General features: G+C 41.4%; 16 protein-coding genes. 7 read left to right on the forward strand and 9 right to left on the reverse strand.

The genetic code is table 11. The features are described 5' to 3' along the window. On the reverse strand, nt 1-680 hold a 680-nt coding region (locus H6G32_RS23905; protein WP_190462851.1), incomplete at its 3' end, for a tetratricopeptide repeat protein. Between the two features lie 125 nt (nt 681-805). Between H6G32_RS23905 and H6G32_RS23910 the strand changes: the two genes are divergently transcribed. Further along, on the forward strand, nt 806-1,486 hold the full coding sequence (locus tag H6G32_RS23910; RefSeq protein WP_190462853.1) for an ATP-dependent Zn protease: 681 nt from the start codon (nt 806-808) through the stop codon (nt 1,484-1,486). On the opposite strand, the gene H6G32_RS23915 is transcribed toward H6G32_RS23910, so the two are convergent. Next, on the reverse strand, nt 1,483-2,505 hold the full coding sequence (locus tag H6G32_RS23915) for a diguanylate cyclase (RefSeq protein ID WP_190462855.1): 1,023 nt from the start codon (nt 2,503-2,505) through the stop codon (nt 1,483-1,485). The two genes, H6G32_RS23910 and H6G32_RS23915, sit on opposite strands and share 4 nt — an antisense overlap. Nucleotides 2,506-3,350: 845 nt before the next feature. Beyond that, on the reverse strand, nt 3,351-3,569 hold the full coding sequence (locus tag H6G32_RS23920) for a heavy-metal-associated domain-containing protein (RefSeq protein ID WP_190462857.1): 219 nt from the start codon (nt 3,567-3,569) through the stop codon (nt 3,351-3,353). A gap of 319 nt (nt 3,570-3,888) precedes the next feature. On the opposite strand from H6G32_RS23920, the gene alaS reads away from it, so the two are divergent. The 4 genes from alaS to H6G32_RS23940 all read left to right on the forward strand — a co-directional run bounded on the left by alaS (nt 3,889) and on the right by H6G32_RS23940 (nt 8,037). Then, nucleotides 3,889-6,531, forward strand: a complete 2,643-nt coding sequence (gene alaS / locus H6G32_RS23925; protein ID WP_190462860.1) for an alanine--tRNA ligase — start codon at nt 3,889-3,891, stop codon at nt 6,529-6,531. Between the two features lie 150 nt (nt 6,532-6,681). After that, nucleotides 6,682-7,266 carry a Uma2 family endonuclease gene (locus tag H6G32_RS23930; RefSeq protein WP_190462862.1) on the forward strand — a complete coding sequence of 195 codons (585 nt, stop codon included), beginning with the start codon at nt 6,682-6,684 and terminating at the stop codon, nt 7,264-7,266. 21 nt (nt 7,267-7,287) lie between these two features. Beyond that, nucleotides 7,288-7,548, forward strand: a complete 261-nt coding sequence (locus H6G32_RS23935; RefSeq protein WP_190462865.1) for a hypothetical protein — start codon at nt 7,288-7,290, stop codon at nt 7,546-7,548. A gap of 117 nt (nt 7,549-7,665) precedes the next feature. Then, entirely contained in the window at nt 7,666-8,037 is a 372-nt protein-coding gene (locus tag H6G32_RS23940; RefSeq protein WP_190462866.1) for a VanZ family protein, read from the forward strand. 77 nt (nt 8,038-8,114) lie between these two features. Here the strand turns inward: H6G32_RS23940 and H6G32_RS23945 are convergent, their stop codons facing one another. The 4 genes from H6G32_RS23945 to H6G32_RS23960 form a co-directional block, all read right to left on the reverse strand. Then, nucleotides 8,115-9,992: a DUF3352 domain-containing protein gene (locus H6G32_RS23945; protein ID WP_190462868.1), complete on the reverse strand. Its 1,878-nt coding sequence runs from the start codon at nt 9,990-9,992 to the stop codon at nt 8,115-8,117. Nucleotides 9,993-10,235: 243 nt separating this feature from the next. Continuing rightward, nucleotides 10,236-11,018, reverse strand: coding sequence for an MBL fold metallo-hydrolase (locus H6G32_RS23950; protein ID WP_190462870.1), 783 nt, complete (start codon nt 11,016-11,018; stop codon nt 10,236-10,238). A 179-nt stretch (nt 11,019-11,197) separates the two neighbouring features. Continuing rightward, nucleotides 11,198-12,388 (reverse strand): methionine adenosyltransferase, encoded by a 1,191-nt coding sequence (metK, locus tag H6G32_RS23955; protein WP_190462872.1) that lies wholly within the window; start codon nt 12,386-12,388, stop codon nt 11,198-11,200. A 52-nt stretch (nt 12,389-12,440) separates the two neighbouring features. After that, nucleotides 12,441-15,437, reverse strand: a complete 2,997-nt coding sequence (locus tag H6G32_RS23960; RefSeq protein ID WP_190462874.1) for a cation-translocating P-type ATPase — start codon at nt 15,435-15,437, stop codon at nt 12,441-12,443. Between the two features lie 429 nt (nt 15,438-15,866). Here H6G32_RS23960 and H6G32_RS23965 point away from each other — a divergent pair, with 429 nt between their 5' ends. Both H6G32_RS23965 and H6G32_RS23970 read left to right on the forward strand, forming a co-directional pair. Beyond that, nucleotides 15,867-16,307 (forward strand): pyridoxamine 5'-phosphate oxidase family protein, encoded by a 441-nt coding sequence (locus H6G32_RS23965; protein ID WP_190462876.1) that lies wholly within the window; start codon nt 15,867-15,869, stop codon nt 16,305-16,307. 92 nt (nt 16,308-16,399) lie between these two features. Next, a complete protein-coding gene (locus tag H6G32_RS23970; protein ID WP_242046720.1) occupies nt 16,400-16,945 on the forward strand; it encodes a DUF4142 domain-containing protein in 546 nt (181 codons plus the stop codon). 50 nt (nt 16,946-16,995) lie between these two features. Here H6G32_RS23970 and H6G32_RS23975 read toward each other — a convergent pair whose 3' ends face one another. Together H6G32_RS23975 and H6G32_RS23980 are read right to left on the reverse strand one after the other, a co-directional pair. After that, nucleotides 16,996-17,184, reverse strand: a complete 189-nt coding sequence (locus H6G32_RS23975) for a hypothetical protein (RefSeq protein ID WP_190462881.1) — start codon at nt 17,182-17,184, stop codon at nt 16,996-16,998. 27 nt (nt 17,185-17,211) lie between these two features. Further along, nucleotides 17,212-17,877 carry a phosphoribosyltransferase gene (locus H6G32_RS23980; RefSeq protein WP_190462884.1) on the reverse strand — a complete coding sequence of 222 codons (666 nt, stop codon included), beginning with the start codon at nt 17,875-17,877 and terminating at the stop codon, nt 17,212-17,214. Between the last annotated feature and the right edge of the window lie 43 nt (nt 17,878-17,920).

Raw genomic sequence — 17,920 nt, forward strand, 5'->3', positions numbered from 1 at the left:
AGTTGGATGGCTTTTTGGAAGGCAACTACAGCTTCATCTAGTTTCTTCTGGTTACCCAGTGCAATGCCCAGATTGTTGTAAGCATCAGCATAATTGGGGTTGAGTTGGATGGCTTTTTGGTAGACAGCTACAGCTTCATCTAGTTTCTTCTGGTTACCCAGTGCAATGCCCAGATTGTTGTAAGCATCAGCATAATTGGGGTTGAGTTGGATGGCTTTTTGGAAGGCAACTACAGCTTCATCTAGTTTCTTCTGGTTACCCAGTGCAATGCCCAGATTGTTGTAAGCATCAGCATAATTGGGGTTGAGTTGGATGGCTTTTTGGTAGACAGCTACAGCTTCATCTAGTTTCTTCTGGTTACCCAGCGCAATGCCCAGATTGTTGTAAGCATAGGCATAATTGGGGTTAAGTTGGATGGCTTTTTGGTAGGCAACTACAGCTTCATCTAGTTTCTTCTGGTTACCCAGCGCATTGCCCAGATTGTTGTAAGCATCAGCATTATTGGGGTCAAGTTGCAGAACTTTGCGCCAAATCTCTTCAGCCTCGGAGTATTTCCCGGCTTCTTGGGCAGCATTACCTTGTTGAAACAACAGGTCAATAATGGTTTGGGCAGACGCTATCTGCGGTGTCGCTGCTAGAGATAAGCTTAACAACAGAGCCAGCCATTTAGGATTTCGCACTATTTTCCTCTAGGCGTAGGAGGTTTTGTATTTTATATTGTGTATATTCACTGTGGGTTTTAACAATTCCCGAAAAAATATTTTATGTATTTATATGTAGCTTTAACTTACACAAGTATATCATAATGAGCCAAACTGCTTTAAATTTAGTTGCAATATCTGTCTTCCTCATCACTGTGTCCACACTGCTGGGGCCATTGGTACATCTATCGCCCGCAGTTCCTGCCCTTGCTACTTTTACTATTTTAGGCATAGCGACCCTGGATAGTTTCAGTTTGCAGGGGATGGGGGGTACGATATTTTTAGATTGGATTGCCGGTTTTTCTAAAGAATATCGCGATCGCATTCTCCACCACGAAGCCGGACACTTTCTCATTGCTCACCTCCTGGGAATTCCCGCTACAGGCTACACTCTCAGCGCTTGGGAAGCTTGGAAGCAAGGACAACCGGGACAAGGGGGCGTCACTTTTGCAGATGAGGAATTAGCATCTCAATTGAAATTGGGTAAAATCGGTGTGCAAATGGTAGATCGTTACTGCACTGTTTGGATGGCGGGAATCGCTGCGGAAAACCTAGTATTTAATAGTGCTGAAGGGGGAAGTGATGATTTGGGCAAGTTAAAAGGGGTTTTGACAACTTTGGGCTTTTCTGAAGCGGTTTGTCAGCAAAAAGAGCGGTTTTATGCCCTCCAGGCAAAAAACTTACTAGAAGAAAATTGGTCTAGTTATCAAGCTTTAGTTAAGGCTATGGAACAACGCGCTTCGGTGGAAGATTGTCAAAATGCCATTAGAACTCAGGACGCTTAAAAAGAAACCGCTTTGAGACGAGAAACATGGGATAGATAACTCCAACTAACCACCTTGTTGCGCCCGGTTGCTTTGGCTTCCAGCAGACATTGATCGGCACGATGTAGCAGTGTCAAACCCTGCTCATCATCCTCTGTTTCTAAAGATGCTGTACCCAAGCTAATGGTGACATTAATTGCTAGTTGATTGCTAATGGTAAATGGTTCTTGATCAACGATGCGATTGAGACGACGGGCTACAACTAGGGCTTCTTCACCTGTTGTATTCGCTAAAAGCACAACAAATTCTTCACCACCATAACGGAATGCAGTGTCTTGACAACGCAGACTGTGACGCAAACGGCTAGATAATAACTGCAAAACGCGATCGCCAACTAAATGTCCGTAAGCATCGTTAACTTTTTTGAAATAGTCTACATCGAGAATAATCAAGCTTAAGGAATTTCCCTGTTGTCTAGCTTTTTTAATTTGCCTAGGTAAGTCCCATTCTAAAGCACGGCGATTCTTCAATTCTGTCAATGCATCAGCTAAGGCGAATGTTGACAACAAATCATTTGTCCGCAGCAAATCGCGGTATTTTTGGGCTTTCCGCAAGCCAACGCTCAAATGAGCTAGTATGATTTGGTTGTTAGCACTCGACTGTATGCTATGGTCTGTATCTTTTGCTGGCAACTGCCAAATATAAGCATCAGCGCCTTCGTTTAATGCCGTAGCAGTCATTTCTAACTCCCACTCCCAGCCACGGTTGCTTCTTTGGGCCAGCAAATGAGGACGATCCTCGAATAATATACAGTATATCCAAGATAGGTTTGTCTGATTTTTCAGCCAGGAGCATAGTTCCTTGCTGTCATCTAGCCCAGCTTGTACAAGGATTATATCCGGTGGCGCAGCTTGAATGTGCGATACTGCCTGATTGAGATTGGCGATCGCTTCTACGCTAAAACCGCTTGGATAACGAATCTGATCTGGAAGTGTCGCCAAAAAGTATTTACTTCCAAAGACCAGAATAGAAATATTCATTGATTTGCGTTGTGCCCTATTTCAAAATCAGAGAAAGCATTTAAACCTCAGACGATAGTCATAGCTTCGCTACGCTAGTCTATTTCTGATAGTCTGGGTGTTCTTTAGTTCACAGACTCACCAAGAGATAGCAAAAATAAAATTTAATTTTCTTACCGCTAAAATTACAATCAATTGCCAGTTTTAATCCCCTCTCTAAATGATTGGACTTGTTTGTAATTGTAGAAAAATTTCTTCTGATACTAACTGTCGGTCTTTTGACAATTTTTTTCAAACAGTATAAATACTGAATATTATCTGGCGGCAAAAAAATATGACTGTAATTTCTACGTGATAGTTAGCTGAAACGCAGCTAAAACATAGTAAACGCTGTTTTTGTCACATTAGGCAACCGTAGTTTTACCCTTATTTATAGCATTAAATATTTTTTATTTATACCGGCAAACTTGTTATGTTTTATGTCGTAAATATACAAGTTCTCTTAGTTGAGGAAGCCGTTTACTGGGGTAAAAGTGACTGCTAAACCAATGATAGAAGGGCAGAAGCCTTGCCAAGCACCTTGTGAGGAAGCTTTGCATTCTGTTGGCAGAAGACAGAAATTGCTTTTTTCTGCTAAGGCATATCTATGTTAATTATCTAGATTTTTATGAAGGTTTGTTAAACTAGCCGTAAATATACATAAGCTGATTTAATCAAACACCTGAACTCCATGCCCTAACTGTAAGCAGGGGAAATCATTACCACTCCGCCCGTCCCTAGGGCAGAAACATCAGAGAACCGTACTATAAGGAAAAATTATCTGGAGTAGCCCCTAATTTAGCTAACTTTTTTACAAGTTAGGATAACTATGAATAACCTTCAATGTGATATCCAGCCGCAACAATTACCTGTTTGATTGACTCCTCAGAAGCTATGGATTTAAAAGCTACGGAATCAACAGTAACAGTCTTAGCGTTGACATCAATATCGACTTTGGCATCAGGCATCATCGTGTGGATAGATTGAGTAATAGTTTCTGCACATTTGTCACAAGCAAGATTCGATACTTTCATTTTTAGCGCCATACTTGACCTTTCAGCTAATTTGAAATAATTTCTTCAGAAATTCCCTTAAAATTAGTATCATTGATCTAAGCCAGTATAGTTATCCCACTAAAGTTAGATGAATTGCCTGAGAGCATTAACTATTGGGCATAGTTAGTTGGCAACAGCACGAAACAAAGTGCGAAAATGTAATTACGCTGTTGGTGTAAGTCAGCCTAGTAGACGATGGGACAGCTAAATCAGCGGTAAACTTGTGGCACAGATGTCTTTTCCTGGGGCATACTTTGTCAGTAATACCAGATGTTCCCCAGTTAATTGAACCTAACGAAAGCAAACAGCCATGTCTTCAAATCCCCAAAATCTTAGCGGTAACGAAATTCGCGCTTTATTCCTCGACTTCTACGCCCAACGGGGACACCAAATTCTGCCAAGTGCCTCCCTCGTGCCAGAAGATCCAACTGTGCTGCTGACGATCGCGGGGATGCTACCATTTAAACCCATTTTTCTCGGACAGCGCACACCGGAATTTAAACGGGTGACTACATCGCAAAAGTGTATCCGCACCAACGATATCGAAAATGTGGGGCGTACTAAACGCCATCATACGTTTTTTGAAATGTTGGGTAACTTTAGCTTTGGTGATTATTTTAAAGAACAAGCGATCGCCTGGGGTTGGGAATTATCTACAAAAGTTTTTGGTTTTTCTCCCCAAAACCTCGTTGTCAGCGTTTTTGAGGAAGATGACGAAGCTTTTGGCATTTGGCGCGACCAAATCGGTGTACCAGCAGCTAGAATTAAACGCATGGGTGCAGATGATAACTTTTGGGTATCTGGCCCCACTGGCCCCTGTGGCCCTTGTTCGGAGATATATTACGATTTTCACCCAGAACGGGGAGACGATCAGATTGATTTAGAAGACGATTCCCGATTTATCGAGTTTTATAACTTGGTATTTATGCAATATAACCGGGATGCTTCAGGCAGTTTAACACCGCTGCAAAATCAAAATATCGACACCGGCATGGGTTTGGATAGAATGGCGCAAATTCTCCAAAAGGTGGCGAATAATTATGAAACTGATTTGATTTTTCCCATCATCCAAAGGGCGGCGCAAATTGCAGGAATTGACTATCACAGCAGCGATGAAAAAACTAAAACTTCTCTCAAGGTAATTGGTGATCATGTCCGTTCTGTTGTTCAGATGATAGCTGATGAAATCCGCGCTTCTAATGTGGGAAGGGGTTATGTGCTGCGGCGGTTAATTCGTCGGGTGGTGCGTCATGGCAGATTAATTGGTATTTCTGGCGAATTTACTACTAAAGTTGCCGAAACTGCAATTTCTCTTTCAGAATCAGCTTACCCCAATGTGCGCCGGCGGGAAGCTGCAATTATGGCTGAATTGCAACGGGAAGAAGCAAATTTCCTCAGAACTTTGGATAGAGGGGAAAAACTACTTGAGGAAATTATCGCCGCAGTCAAGCAGCAAGGAAAAACCGCAATTACTGGTGAAAGTGCTTTTACTCTTTATGATACCTACGGTTTCCCCTTAGAATTAACCCAAGAAATCGCTGAGGAAAATAACCTCGCTGTGGATGAGGCTGGTTTCAATGCAGAGATGCAAAAGCAGGTGGAACGCGCCAAAGCTGCACACGAAACCATTGATTTAACTGTTCAAGGTTCTCTCGATAAACTCGCAGAACATATCCACGGGACTGAGTTTATCGGTTATGAACAATCTGCGACAACGGCGAAAGTTGAAGTTTTGTTAGTTGGTGGTGTTTCTCAAGAAGCAGCAGAAGCGGGAACAGAGGTGCAAATTGTTTTGGATACAACACCATTTTATGCCGAATCTGGGGGACAAATTGGGGATAGAGGTTATATTTCTGGTGATGGGATTTTAGTGCGGGTGGAAGATGTGAAAAAGGAATCTGATTTCTTTGTTCACTTTGGACGCATTGAACGGGGTACACTCAGGGTAGGCGATCGCATCACCGCCCAAATTGACACCGCTTGTCGTCGTCGCGCCCAAGCAAATCATACCGCAACCCACCTATTGCAAGCAGCGTTAAAGAAAATAGTTGATAACGGGATTTCTCAAGCTGGTTCTCTGGTTTCCTTTGACAGGTTGCGCTTTGACTTCAACTGTCCCCGTGCAATGACTGCCGAGGAAGTTCAACAAGTTGAAGAACAGGTAAATACTTGGATTGCTGAAGCCCATTCGGCGAAAATAGAAGTATTACCTTTAGCAGAGGCAAAAGCTAGGGGTGCTGTGGCAATGTTTGGAGAGAAGTACGGCGACGAAGTGCGGGTGATTGATTTCCCGGCGGTGTCAATGGAACTCTGCGGTGGAACTCATGTGAGCAATACGGCACAAATCGGCGTTTTTAAGATTATTTCTGAGGCTGGTGTGGCTTCTGGGGTAAGACGGATTGAGGGGGTTTCTGGCCCGGCGATTTTGGATTATCTCAATGTTCGGGATAAAGTGGTTAAAGATTTAAGCGATCGCTTTAAGGTGAAACCAGAAGAAGTACCGGAAAGAATCACAACTCTGCAAACCGAACTGCGAAATAGTCAAAAACAACTGGAAGCGCTAAAATCGCAATTAGCGATCGCTAAATCTGACAGTTTACTGCAAACATCCGAAACTATCGGCGAATTTAAAATCATTGTCGCCCAACTAGAAGACGTTGACGCCGAATCTTTGAAATCTGCGGCGGAAAGGTTACTGCAAAAAATCGGTAACGGTGCAGTAGTTTTAGGTTCGGTTCCCGAAGAAGGAAAGGTTAGTATTGTAGCAGCTTTTAGCCCAGAAGTCAACCAAAAAGGCTTACAAGCTGGTAAATTTGTAGGTGCGATCGCTAAAATTTGCGGTGGTGGCGGCGGTGGAAGACCGAATTTAGCCCAAGCCGGCGGAAAAGATGCAACTAAATTACCACAAGCATTAGAACAAGCGAAAACCGATTTACGAGCAGCCTTAAGTTAACATTATTGTAGGGCGGGCCGAACAGCCTGCCCACAATTTATTCATAAAAGTTTTAACAATTTAAACTACATAAATTAGTCATGTGATCAAAATCTACAAAGCCACAGCTTGGATAACTTAACAACTTGCAGTCTTAGGAGTTAAAATATCATGACTATTGCCCAAGAAAAACGCTACTATTCACCTGAAGAATACCTAGAACTAGAGGTTAATTCAGAAATACGCCACGAATATATTAATGGATTAATTATACCAATGACAGGCGGAACACCAAATCATAATCAAATTGCGCTTAATTTCAGTGGTACACTGAACTATCTTCTCAAGCGTCAACCTTATCGAGTCTTTGTTACAGACCAGCGTCTTTGGATTCCTCACAAGCAAATTCACACTTACCCTGATGTGATGGTTGTCCAAACTCCTTTGGTATTTTCTGAAGGAAGGAAAGACACTTTAACAAACCCAGTAATGATAGCTGAAGTTTTATCAAAATCCACCAGAAGCTATGATAGAGATGAAAAATTTGCTGCTTATCGGACAATTCCTAGCTTTAAAGAATATATTCTTATAGACCAAGATACAATGCACGTTGAGCAATACTGCAAAGCTGAGAGCAATAAATGGATATTTTCCGAATTTGAAGATAGAGATATCAGCTTAAATTTAGCCACTGTTCCCTGCCAGATTTTGCTAGCAGATATTTATGATAAAGTAGATTTTAACACAGAAGAATAAATTTGATTAAGGAGATATAAAATGAGTCGGATAAATCCCTACACCCTCCAATTACAAATTACCAGAATGTTCGAGCAAGGTCAATCATTCTTTGCCACAACCAAAGTACAAGAATGGTTGCAAGAACGTCAACATAATCCCGCAGACTACGACATTATTTTTCATAAAAAACCAGCCCCTCCTGGTTCTAAAGAAGTGATGGTAGTGGAAATAGAATTAAAGCGCAAAGATGGACAACCCGTAGACCCTTGGTTGCAAGAACAAGCGAATTTACACGCTTAATCGTTAATGAGTAATTCACAATATCTTCAGATAATTTTATCAAAATAGAGCGCTCCCAATGCGGAATGCTCTTTATTTTTGTTGTAGTCAACAGCAAGACAATTAAAAAATATCAAAATGACCACTCATCAGCGTTGGGTTTTTGCATTTTGGGGGTACTTGGGCATTCTGCTGACAATCATTATTTCTGCATATTTAAAAATGCTTCCTGTCAAAAGTTCCACAATTCCCTTTTATGACACAGTTGGACATTTTATCTTAATCGGAATTGCGGCTTTTTTAAGTCATCTAGCATTAAATAAGCAGAGAATTAATTACTTAAATATAGCGCTTCCTCTTGCTCCCATAATTGTTAGCCTATTAACATTAACTGAAGAATGTCTACAAAAATTGTCACCTAACCGCAGCTTTGATTTAATGGACTTAGCTGCTGACCTTTGCGGTATTATATTCTTTACCTGGCTAGCTGAAAAAATCCCTGACAAATAAAGAGAGGGATTAGTCCAAGCTAAAATATTATGATTGATTTAGCTCACGGGCGTTTTGTAGCTTGAATTTTCAATTGTTTATTCTTTTGGCTTTCTGGTGGGTGCTAAAACTACGAGAAAGTCTAATTGTTCTCTGTCAACTGTTGTGGAAGTTGTAGCACTAATGCTGTAAATCGAGCCAATAATCTGTTTAAAAGTTTGGAAATATTGGTTGCTGTTAAATTCGGAAGGTACAAGCCCGTAAGCCCAAGACAGAGTAGACCCCATATTAACGTAAAAATAACCGTGGTTTGGATGGGGGAGAGAATTAGTAGCAGTGGTAAAATTATAGGTTTTAGGTAACAATATATAAGGCTGTGGGACTAAGTCTGCAATTGCCCCAAACCCAGTTGTTACAACAATTGTATTCTCATCTACCCAACTATAAGCCAGCAAGCTTTGTGAGGAATCACCCAGAAAATCCCAACTGGTGACAGGTTGACCCTTAATGGTGTGAGTGTTGACCTCTATGCCCCCTTTTAAAGAGGATTTAACAAACTCATTTAACTTTTTCAGAGTGGTATCTGCGGCGGCTCGATTGTTCGTTTGTACAGCCAAGCCTACCCCTAAATTAAAATTGTTTCCTATTACTTTAAATAGTCCTCCCTTGGTAGGAAAAAGGAAGAAACCATATTCACCGTCCATCCAATTAATGATATCTTTGTCTATATCTAAGCCGCTGCTAGTACGGACAAAATTCCGAAATTCTGTCAGCCATTTATTAAGTTCTGGTTTGGTACTAATTGCTGTAGCGAAAATTTGCCACTGTTGGTTAAGATTGCGACTGGTGAAAGTTGAGTAAGTTGCAGCCGGCATGCGAGTGAGAATAGTCTCGGACTGGGGGTTAAGAGTGTTAATTCTATCTGTAGGTGTTTGACGATAGGCATTGGTTTGAAAACGCAGTCCTTCAGGTTGCACAAAAACCAAGGCATTGATGCTGCTATATACCTTAATTTGTTCTAGATTGATGCTATCAAAACTAAAGGTAGGAATCGACAGACTGGGATCTTTTGAGATGTCTTGTAGTAGGGGAAGAAAAGTTGTCGGGTTCTCATACAATTTAATCAGTGCTTGACTAGCTTGAGGAGATTGACTAGCCTGCTGATAGTTGGGATTTTGTGCTAGAGTTGCGGTGTTTGCTTGTGTCGTATCGATTAACTGCTCAATAGATTTAGCAGAAACGCCGATCGCAATATATCCTGGTAAAGAAGCGATCGCAAATCCCCGTTGTCTTTTTTTCGGCTCTAGCTTCTCCACCTTCGTCCCAGAATATGCCTGAACGGAAGTAGAGCGATTAACTCGAGGTAAAGGTAGTGGTAACATGGGCCCAGATTCCGGGGTTTTCAGTTCCAAAATAGTGAAACCTTTATACTCCCGCTCTTCTGCCTCTTCTGTGTTTTCCTTCAGCTTATCTAGCAGCGGCCCCAAGCGCGTCTCATCCTTAATTGGAGCCAGCATCAGAAAGCTAGTGTCTATGGTAGCAGTGGAATCTTCAGCTTTTGGCAAGAATGCCAGCACCACTTCTTCACCCAACCAAGACTCAATATCTTTTGTATAATCCAGATTGAAAGCTGGTGGTAAAAACTGCGATACTAAGCCATAAATTGATTGAAAATAGTTAAAGCGACTCAATGATCTCCAAAGTTCAGCTTTGGTAGTAATTGATATCGTAATTGGTGTATCGGCTGGTAAGATAGATGCCATATCCTTCTGTACTGCCTCCCCGTTGTTTCCTTTCAAGGTGCTTGGTGCGGAGATAGTAGAGGGTTGGCTCTTCTCAACATCAGTAGGGCTTTGAGAAAGACGGAGTTGCTGTTTGACAGGTTGGGTAAAATTTGCTGCTTGCGCTGCTGTTGAGCATAGCAGCCAGATCAATGTTACTGTTGCTGTTGCTCCCCCTTTTACAAAAGGTTTCATGCTGTCTCCCTTGGATATATCTAGTTTTTTTATATCATAAAAATTACAAATTAGCTTAGTAATATTTCGTATAATTAAGTTGAAATAACCTGGTAAATTACCAGAACTTGCGCACAAGGTACGAAAAGCTCGCTAATCATCAAGGACGGGCAAGATGCCCATCCCACAAGATTGGATAATTTATTTTCTGGTGTTCCCGTTAGAGGGTTAAATGGTAGCTTTATTTCCGCCCCAGTATACTAGTTATAATTTGGCTAATTCTCGCTTTTCTAATTGCAGTTCAAACCGTCTACCAGGGGTAGGCTCAATCACCTGGGTTCCTAGATTATTATTCTCTAATAACGCCCGAAATTCTGCAACATTCCCCGTAGCTATCAGGAATTTATTCAAAAATCCCTCAAACACCAAATCTCCCCCTGCTGCTGTGGGTAACATAATTTGAGGTTGCAATACTTTCGCTACTGCCAACGCACTTTTTGTGCCTTTAATAATCGAACCAATTAATGGTAATCCCAAATCCACAATGGGCGTAATTACCACATCCACTGGTGCAACCTGCTGAAGTTGTGGGGAATGATAACCGTGAGGTTCGTAGTAAAGCGTTAAACCACTTTCTAACTCTTTCACGAGATAACCATTTTCTAACACAGTCGGGCCAATTGGGGAACCGGGAAAAGCTTTGATTTCTACTTGCTGATTCAGTGTGAAACTTTCACCAGGTGCAAGAACTGTTATTTGGGTGTAACCCAACTGTTTTACAACCTTGGCAGCATTAGGAGAACCAACAACTTTGATATTATGGTCAAGCTGCTTGAGTGTTGGCGGGTGAGCATGGTCTTCCAAACCCTGAGACAGGAGAATCAAGTCAATATTTTCTGGTATTGAACGTTCTTGAGTTCGGGAGCCTTTGAAGAACCAATCTGAATTATTGAAAGTTAAGGAACCAACTAACCAAGGATCAAGTAGTATTCGTTGTTTGCCGATTTCAATCAGCCAACTATTGCTGTCTAACCAAGTTAAGTGCATAGCTAAATTGAAGATAACGCCTGTTTATCGTTTAATTAGGCTTGATATAGAAATACTATAGCAGTCCCAAATAATTATTGAAAATCTCTCTTGATTCTCTCTGCGTACTCTACATACTCTGCGGTTAGTTTAAAAAGAAAATATTTTTTCAACTTGAATAACACTACTATAACTTAAATTCAGGCTAAAAAAACACCAACTTTATCCACCTTTTCCCAAGGCAAATCTAGATCAATCCTCCCCACATGACCGTAAGCGGCAAGCTTTCTATAAAATCCACCTTTCGTTAAGGATGGCAAAAATCGCAAATTGAATTTATTGATAATTCCAGCCAGCCGAAAATCGAAATTTTTTTCGACAATTCTGGTGATTTCTTCATCAGAAATTTTGCCTGTACCAAAGGTTTCTATTTGGATACTCACAGGACGAGAAAGCCCAATAGAATAACTTAACTGCACTTCACACTCTTGGGCAAGTTTTGCAGATACTATATTTTTAGCTGCATAACGGGCGGCATAAGCTCCAATTCTATCTATCCTGATGGGATCTTTACCGCTCAAAGCTGAACCACTATGTTTAGAATATTCACCATAAGTATCTATGGCATTTTTTCTGCCTGTTAACCCAGCATGAGCTGCGGGGCCGCCAACAATAAACGGGCCATAAGGATTAATAAATATTCTAGTTTTGGCATCTGGTTTAATATCTTCGTTTTCAAATACAGGAGAAATCACGGTTTCCCGAATATCATTTTGTAATTGTTGCCAATCAGGTTTTGATGGTTTATCTTGACTAGCAAGAACTGTAATGCTGTGAATTCTATCAGGTCGGCGATTTTTATATTCTACTCCTACTTGAGTTTTGCCATCTGGGGTTAGATATGGTAGGATTTTTTGGCGTCTCACAGTACTGATTTGTCTAGCTAGTTTATGGGCTAGCCAGATGGGTAGGGGCATCAGACTATCTGTTTGATTGCAGGCAAATCCAAAAACTGTTGCTTGATTGTTAACGGTAATTTTCTCTATTTCTTCATCAGATAGATTTTTTTCATTAAATAAATGATACGGTTCTGGATGCAATTCTGTTAAGCTAGTCAAAATACTACAGTTTTTACCATTGAAATCAGATTGCTCATAACCAACTTGCTCAATGACGTGTCTAGCAATATTGGTGAAATCTACATTATCGTTAGGTTCAAATCTAGCAGCTATAAAGACAATGCCTTGAGATACAGCACATTCTGTCATTACTCTAGCGTAGGGATTTTGTTGTAAAAAACGATCAACGATCGCATCGCTGATTTGGTCACAAAGTTTATCAGGATGTCCCTCGGTCACGGATTCTGATGTAAACATGAAATCTTTTTTCATAAATATTCACCTTGGGTATTAACAAAAGGTGGGTAATGCCCAGCTAATCAGATTAATGATTGGGAATTTTTTTCGTACTTTCATTTACCAGCAAGGGCAGCAAAGCACCACCACCAATAACAACGCTATCCACAATACTCAGGGGTGTAATTTTCAAAATAGTCCTGAGTGGAGGAATAGCTATAGCTAAAAATTGGATGGCGAATGAGCCTGTAACGGCAAGATTTAAATAAGGATTATTGGGGAGTTTTTCTGAACTAAATATGCTGTGTTTTTCGGAACGGCTGCTAAGAGTATGTAGCAGTTGCCCGGATGTCAGAGTCATAAAGGCAACGGTGCTGGCCCTTGACCCAATGCCATATTTAAGAATGGCGTAACTATAGGCGGCGAGGGTACTAAGTGATAGGGTGGCTGATTCAAATGTAATTCTGCCAAAGTCAGAATTTTTGATAATCGGTTCTTTAGGGTTGCGGGGTGGCTGACTTAATACGTCTGGTTCTGGTGCTTCTAGGGCTAGGGAAAGACCGGGGAAGATGTCAGTGACTAAATTTAGCCAGAGGAGTTGGATGGCGTTTAAGGGTTCGCCTATACCTAGGGCAATGGCGGTGGTCATGACCATGATTTCGCTGAGGTTTGTGGCTAGTAGAAAATGGACGGATTTTCTGATGTTGTTGTAGATTGTCCGTCCCCGACTAACGGCAATCATCATGGTTTCTAGTCTGTCATCTTCTAAGACGATGTCTGCAACTTGCCGCGCCACATCGGTTCCGCCTTTGCCCATGGCTACACCGACTTGTGCAGCTTTTAGTGCTGGTGCATCGTTGATCCCATCTCCTGTCATGGCGACTACTTGACCGGCTGCTTGCAAGGCTTGGACAATTTGCAGTTTATTGCTGGGACTGATGCGGGCAAAAACATCAACTTTGTTGCTAAGTGCTGTTAATTCTTCGGATGTGAGATTGTTGAGGTTAGTGGAGTCGAGAATTTCTAGTTGTGGGTCTCTGTTTAATTCTAATTCTTTGGCGATCGCATAAGCTGTGGGACTTTGATCACCGGTAATCATGACGGTATCAATCCCTGCTTGATGAAAGTCGGCAATTAATTCTTTGGCATTTTTTCTGATGGGGTCTGCCATTCCCACAAGTCCCAGCCAAATTAAGTCTGACTCATGATTGTTGTCTTTTGTAGCTTGATCAATATAACTGTAAGCTACTCCCAGCACCCGCAGGGCTTTAAGGGCCATGCGATCGTTTTCGATTTCTATCGCCTGTTTGTCTGCTTCGGTGAATGGCACTACTTGCCCATTTTTGCTCCATCCTTGGCATATTTCTGCAACTTCGGCGGGATTACCTTTGACTGCAACCATCCGCCAACAATTATCAGTCTCATGGATTGTACTCATGAGATTGCGGTTTTCTGACCGTAGATTGGTTTGCACCAGGGGATATTTTTCTCGAATAGCGATCGCATCTATCCCGGCACTAATTGCCATGTCAATCATGGCATTTTCGGTTGCTGAACCTTTAACCACATACTCACCATCAACAAGCCGGCTAACTTCACTTTCGTTGCAGAGAACCGATACATAAATCAGCTTTAACAGTTCATTGCAGAGATAGGGATTGATATTTTCTTCATTAGCAATAAACTCACCATCAGCTACTTTCATCTGTCTGCTGTTGGTGAGAATTTCTACCACGGACATTTTGTTTTCTGTCAGTGTCCCGGTTTTATCTAGGCAAATTGTCTGCACTGATCCCAAGGCTTCCACTGCACTCAAACTGCGGACAAGGACGTTATTTTGTCGCATATCGAGGATGCCTAGGGCTAGGGTAGTAGTGGCGATTGTTGGCAACCCTTCTGGCACTGCTGCTACCGCTAAAGATATAGATGATTGCAGCATTTGCACTAAACCATAGCCCCGCAGCACCCCTAAACCAAAGACTAAACCGCAGATTCCCATACCAATTAAAACTAGTTGGCTGCCTACTTCGTCTAGTTGTCTGGTGAGAGGGGTTTCTGTTGCTGTGGCTTCACTAACCAGTTGTTGGATTTTGCCCATTTCTGTAAATTTGCCTGTGGCCACCACCACCGCTAGTCCTTGTCCACCAGTGACTAGAGTACCTTTGTAGATCATATTGAGGCGATCGCCTAATGGTATCTCTAATTGAGCAGAAGCCGCTTCACCCGTGAGACAATCCGTAATTTTGGCAACGGGAATGCTTTCTCCCGTTAAAGCAGACTCATCAATACTCAGGTTATCTGCCTCAATCAGTCGGGCATCTGCTGCCACATAACTGCCAGGTTTGAGAACTAAAATATCTCCCAAAACCACATTTTCTGTAGGGATTTCTATTGCATTGCTATCTCTGATTACCCAAGTTAATTTTTGTTCTCGACTTTTGAGGGCATGAATGATTTTTTCTGACTGGCTTTCTGTAGTGTAACCAATAGCCGCATTGAGACCAACAACACCCATAATCACCACAGCATCAATCAATCCTCCAGTCAAAATTGAAATCCCCGCAGCCACACCAAGTAAAGCTACTGGTAAAGATTGAAACTGGTCAATTAAGATGCTTAAACTAGAACGAGTTGCTGTTGCAGATAAAACGTTTTGTCCAAATTTATGCAAGTTTGCTGTGGCAGACGCCCTGGATAGTCCTGCTGTTTTTGAAGTATGTAAGCTACTTAAAACCCTATCTGCTGCCATTAAATGCCAGTTTTCTCTTTTTTGCTCTTGGGCATTAACAACAGATATTTTCTCTCTATTTGCCGCTTTGGCTGATTTTTTTGGCTGATTCAGCCTATATTGTTTTTGATAATCTAATATGATTTTCTCAATTATTGCAGCAATTTGCTTATAGGTATTATTTTGCTGGAATATCACCAAAATATTGCTGGTTAAGGGGTTAGCAGAAACATAAATTATTTCTGTTTTACTCCCAAGCACCCGTTCTAAATATTCTTTTAGATATGGTGACTGATAAAGTTGATCTACTTTATATCTAGCTCTTCCTTTGATTTGGGTGTGTATTGCTTGAATCACAGCCTTTTCTCCTGGAATACCCTGATAAAATCGCGTTATTTGCCTCTACTAGCTGTTGAGTGAATTTAATTTTAATTATAGTTAACAAATTGGAAATCTTAAACAATTCAAAATTTAAATTGTTCCCGTAGCGTCACCAAGTCCAGACTGTTACATAACGAAATCGCCCTGAGACCGCTTCCTCATCAATTTTTTCCCCAGTCAGAAACAACCAAAAACAGCAGTTACTATCACTCAATAAATATGCCTGTCGGTATAAGTACAAATGCTAATTTAAGCATAACTCCATCCTTAGGCTCACGCAATTGAAAGATTAAATCATTAAAATCAACGCAAGGAGCTATTAGTCACCACCAAGCAAACTGGTTGTAATTAACAACTCCCCTGCAATAAAAATCATAGTCAAATGTGAGTGAGGTTAGGAAGTAAATGACAATTTCTACAGACCGCAACCAACAATTTCAGCAACTGAATAGACTGATTAAAGATATTGACGCTGGTATGTTAACCACGGTCGATGATGATGGCAGCTTGCACAGTCGCCCAATGTTTACTAATAATGAGATTGACTCTGATTGTGCAATCTGGTTGTTTACCTATGCCAGTTCCCATAAAGTTGTGGAAATTGAGCATTGTCAACAGGTGAATCTCAGTTTGTCTTCATCAGAACAAGAGCGATATATTTCTATTTCTGGTTCAGCACAACTAGTGAAAGACCGCAATAAGCTGCAACAGCTATGGAAGCCAGAATTGCAAACTTGGTTTCCTAAAGGATTAGAAGATCCAGATATTGCTTTGCTCAAAGTGAAGATTAACAAGGCTGATTATTGGGATAGTCGAACAAAATTTCAACCACAAACAATTAGTTAGTTTATTTTTGAACTTTGATTTTTGAATGCAGTGGCAGTTCTGAAAAACCTTACGAGTGAAAAGATTTAGTCATGAGTATACAGAAAATAGTCATGGCTGGCCTCGTAGTCATTAGCATTATTATTGGTACATCTGGTAAAAATGTAACTACAGCCCAGCCAAATCCAATTACTGTTAGATTGACTCAGAACCCTCTCAGCGCTTCAGATAGGCAATTTATGACCAAAGCTGTTCAGGACACTAGAGCAGAAGTAGAACTTGGTGAATTGGCATCGGAAAAAGCACAAAAATATCAGGTGAGAGCTTTTGGACAGTTGATGGTGCAAGATCAGACGCAAATGAACAATGAACTGCAAAAATTAGCAACCAAAAAAGGTCTGACTTTACCACAAGATATCGGCGAAGAAAACCGCCAGGTGAAAGTTAATTTATTGAAGCTTTCAGGGGCAGATTTTGACAAAGCATACATGAACCAAATGATCGCAGATCGTGTAAAGGATGTGTCTTTATTTCAGCGTCAGTCTCAGGAAGGAAATGATCCGGATTTGAAAGATTGGGCGACTAAAAATTTGCCGACTCTGCAAAACCATTTGCGACTCGCTCGTTCTATTACTAAATCAGCGGCACTTAGCAGTTGAGAGGATGGCATGATCGCGTGAACTATCCACACTTACCCGAAGGAACGTTTCTAATTGCTGTGAGGATAGGTGTTTTCAATATGCTGAATTAAGCTTGAAGCCATTTCCACAGCTAAAATAATCAGTTGCTGTTCCATCTTGCCATCGCTCCCGTCATCACTAACTTGTGGGTAAATGTGGGGGTTGGATAGCATAGCGGCCAGTAGTTGGGATGCAGTTTCTTTCAATTCATGGCTCATATTTTTCCAATTTTTCCACAGAAAAGTCTATGTACTCAGGGATAATTGTTGATTGTTGTTTGCAGCTTTTGTGAGTAGGTCGCAGACTTCATCATCGGTGATTTGGGGAAATTGTTCGTACCAAAGACCAACGCTATTGAAGGGGTCGGGTTGAGCGATGCAGACAATTTCATCTACGGATGGGGCTAACTCGTGGTAGGTTGGAGAGGCGGCAACAGGTACTGCAACCACAATTCTTGCTGGTTGCTGTTTCCGTAGAGCCACAATTGCCGCTAACATGGTTGCACCCGTCGCTAAACCATCATCTACTAAAATAACAATGCGTCCCTGTAAATCTGGGGAAGGGCGATCGCCTTGATAAAGCCGTTCTCGTCGCTCTAACTCCCGTTGTTCTTGCAGGGCTATTCTGGCGATCGCTTGATCAGAGATATTTTCCTCCCAGATAATCTGCTCATTGAGTACCCGCACACCACCAGGTGCGATCGCTCCCATTGCCAGTTCTTGATGATTAGGTACACCCAATTTACGTACCACTAACACCCCCAAGGGCGCATTTATAGCTCTAGCAACTTCAAAAGCAACAGGTACGCCACCCCTTGCCAACCCTAACACTACTACATCTGGAACATTAGCGTAAACTGCTAATTTCCCAGCTAACAATTGACCAGCCAATTTTCTATCTTGGAATAGCATGACTTCACTCGTCGCTATTTTATTTCTGTTCTTCTAAGCTAAT

The organism is Cylindrospermum sp. FACHB-282, from assembly GCF_014697195.1.
GTDB lineage: Bacteria > Cyanobacteriota > Cyanobacteriia > Cyanobacteriales > Nostocaceae > Cylindrospermum.

Coding starts and splice junctions, on each gene's coding strand:
- H6G32_RS23965 (WP_190462876.1), top strand. CDS start 15,867: ATGACAATTTCTACAGACCGCAACCAACAATTTCAGCAACTGAATAGA.
- H6G32_RS23935 (WP_190462865.1), top strand. CDS start 7,288: ATGAGTCGGATAAATCCCTACACCCTCCAATTACAAATTACCAGAATG.
- H6G32_RS23945 (WP_190462868.1), bottom strand. CDS start 9,992: ATGAAACCTTTTGTAAAAGGGGGAGCAACAGCAACAGTAACATTGATC.
- H6G32_RS23980 (WP_190462884.1), bottom strand. CDS start 17,877: ATGCTATTCCAAGATAGAAAATTGGCTGGTCAATTGTTAGCTGGGAAA.
- H6G32_RS23950 (WP_190462870.1), bottom strand. CDS start 11,018: ATGCACTTAACTTGGTTAGACAGCAATAGTTGGCTGATTGAAATCGGC.
- H6G32_RS23910 (WP_190462853.1), top strand. CDS start 806: ATGAGCCAAACTGCTTTAAATTTAGTTGCAATATCTGTCTTCCTCATC.
- H6G32_RS23970 (WP_242046720.1), top strand. CDS start 16,400: ATGGCTGGCCTCGTAGTCATTAGCATTATTATTGGTACATCTGGTAAA.
- H6G32_RS23930 (WP_190462862.1), top strand. CDS start 6,682: ATGACTATTGCCCAAGAAAAACGCTACTATTCACCTGAAGAATACCTA.
- alaS (WP_190462860.1), top strand. CDS start 3,889: ATGTCTTCAAATCCCCAAAATCTTAGCGGTAACGAAATTCGCGCTTTA.
- metK (WP_190462872.1), bottom strand. CDS start 12,388: ATGAAAAAAGATTTCATGTTTACATCAGAATCCGTGACCGAGGGACAT.
- H6G32_RS23940 (WP_190462866.1), top strand. CDS start 7,666: ATGACCACTCATCAGCGTTGGGTTTTTGCATTTTGGGGGTACTTGGGC.
- H6G32_RS23920 (WP_190462857.1), bottom strand. CDS start 3,569: ATGGCGCTAAAAATGAAAGTATCGAATCTTGCTTGTGACAAATGTGCA.
- H6G32_RS23915 (WP_190462855.1), bottom strand. CDS start 2,505: ATGAATATTTCTATTCTGGTCTTTGGAAGTAAATACTTTTTGGCGACA.
- H6G32_RS23975 (WP_190462881.1), bottom strand. CDS start 17,184: ATGAGCCATGAATTGAAAGAAACTGCATCCCAACTACTGGCCGCTATG.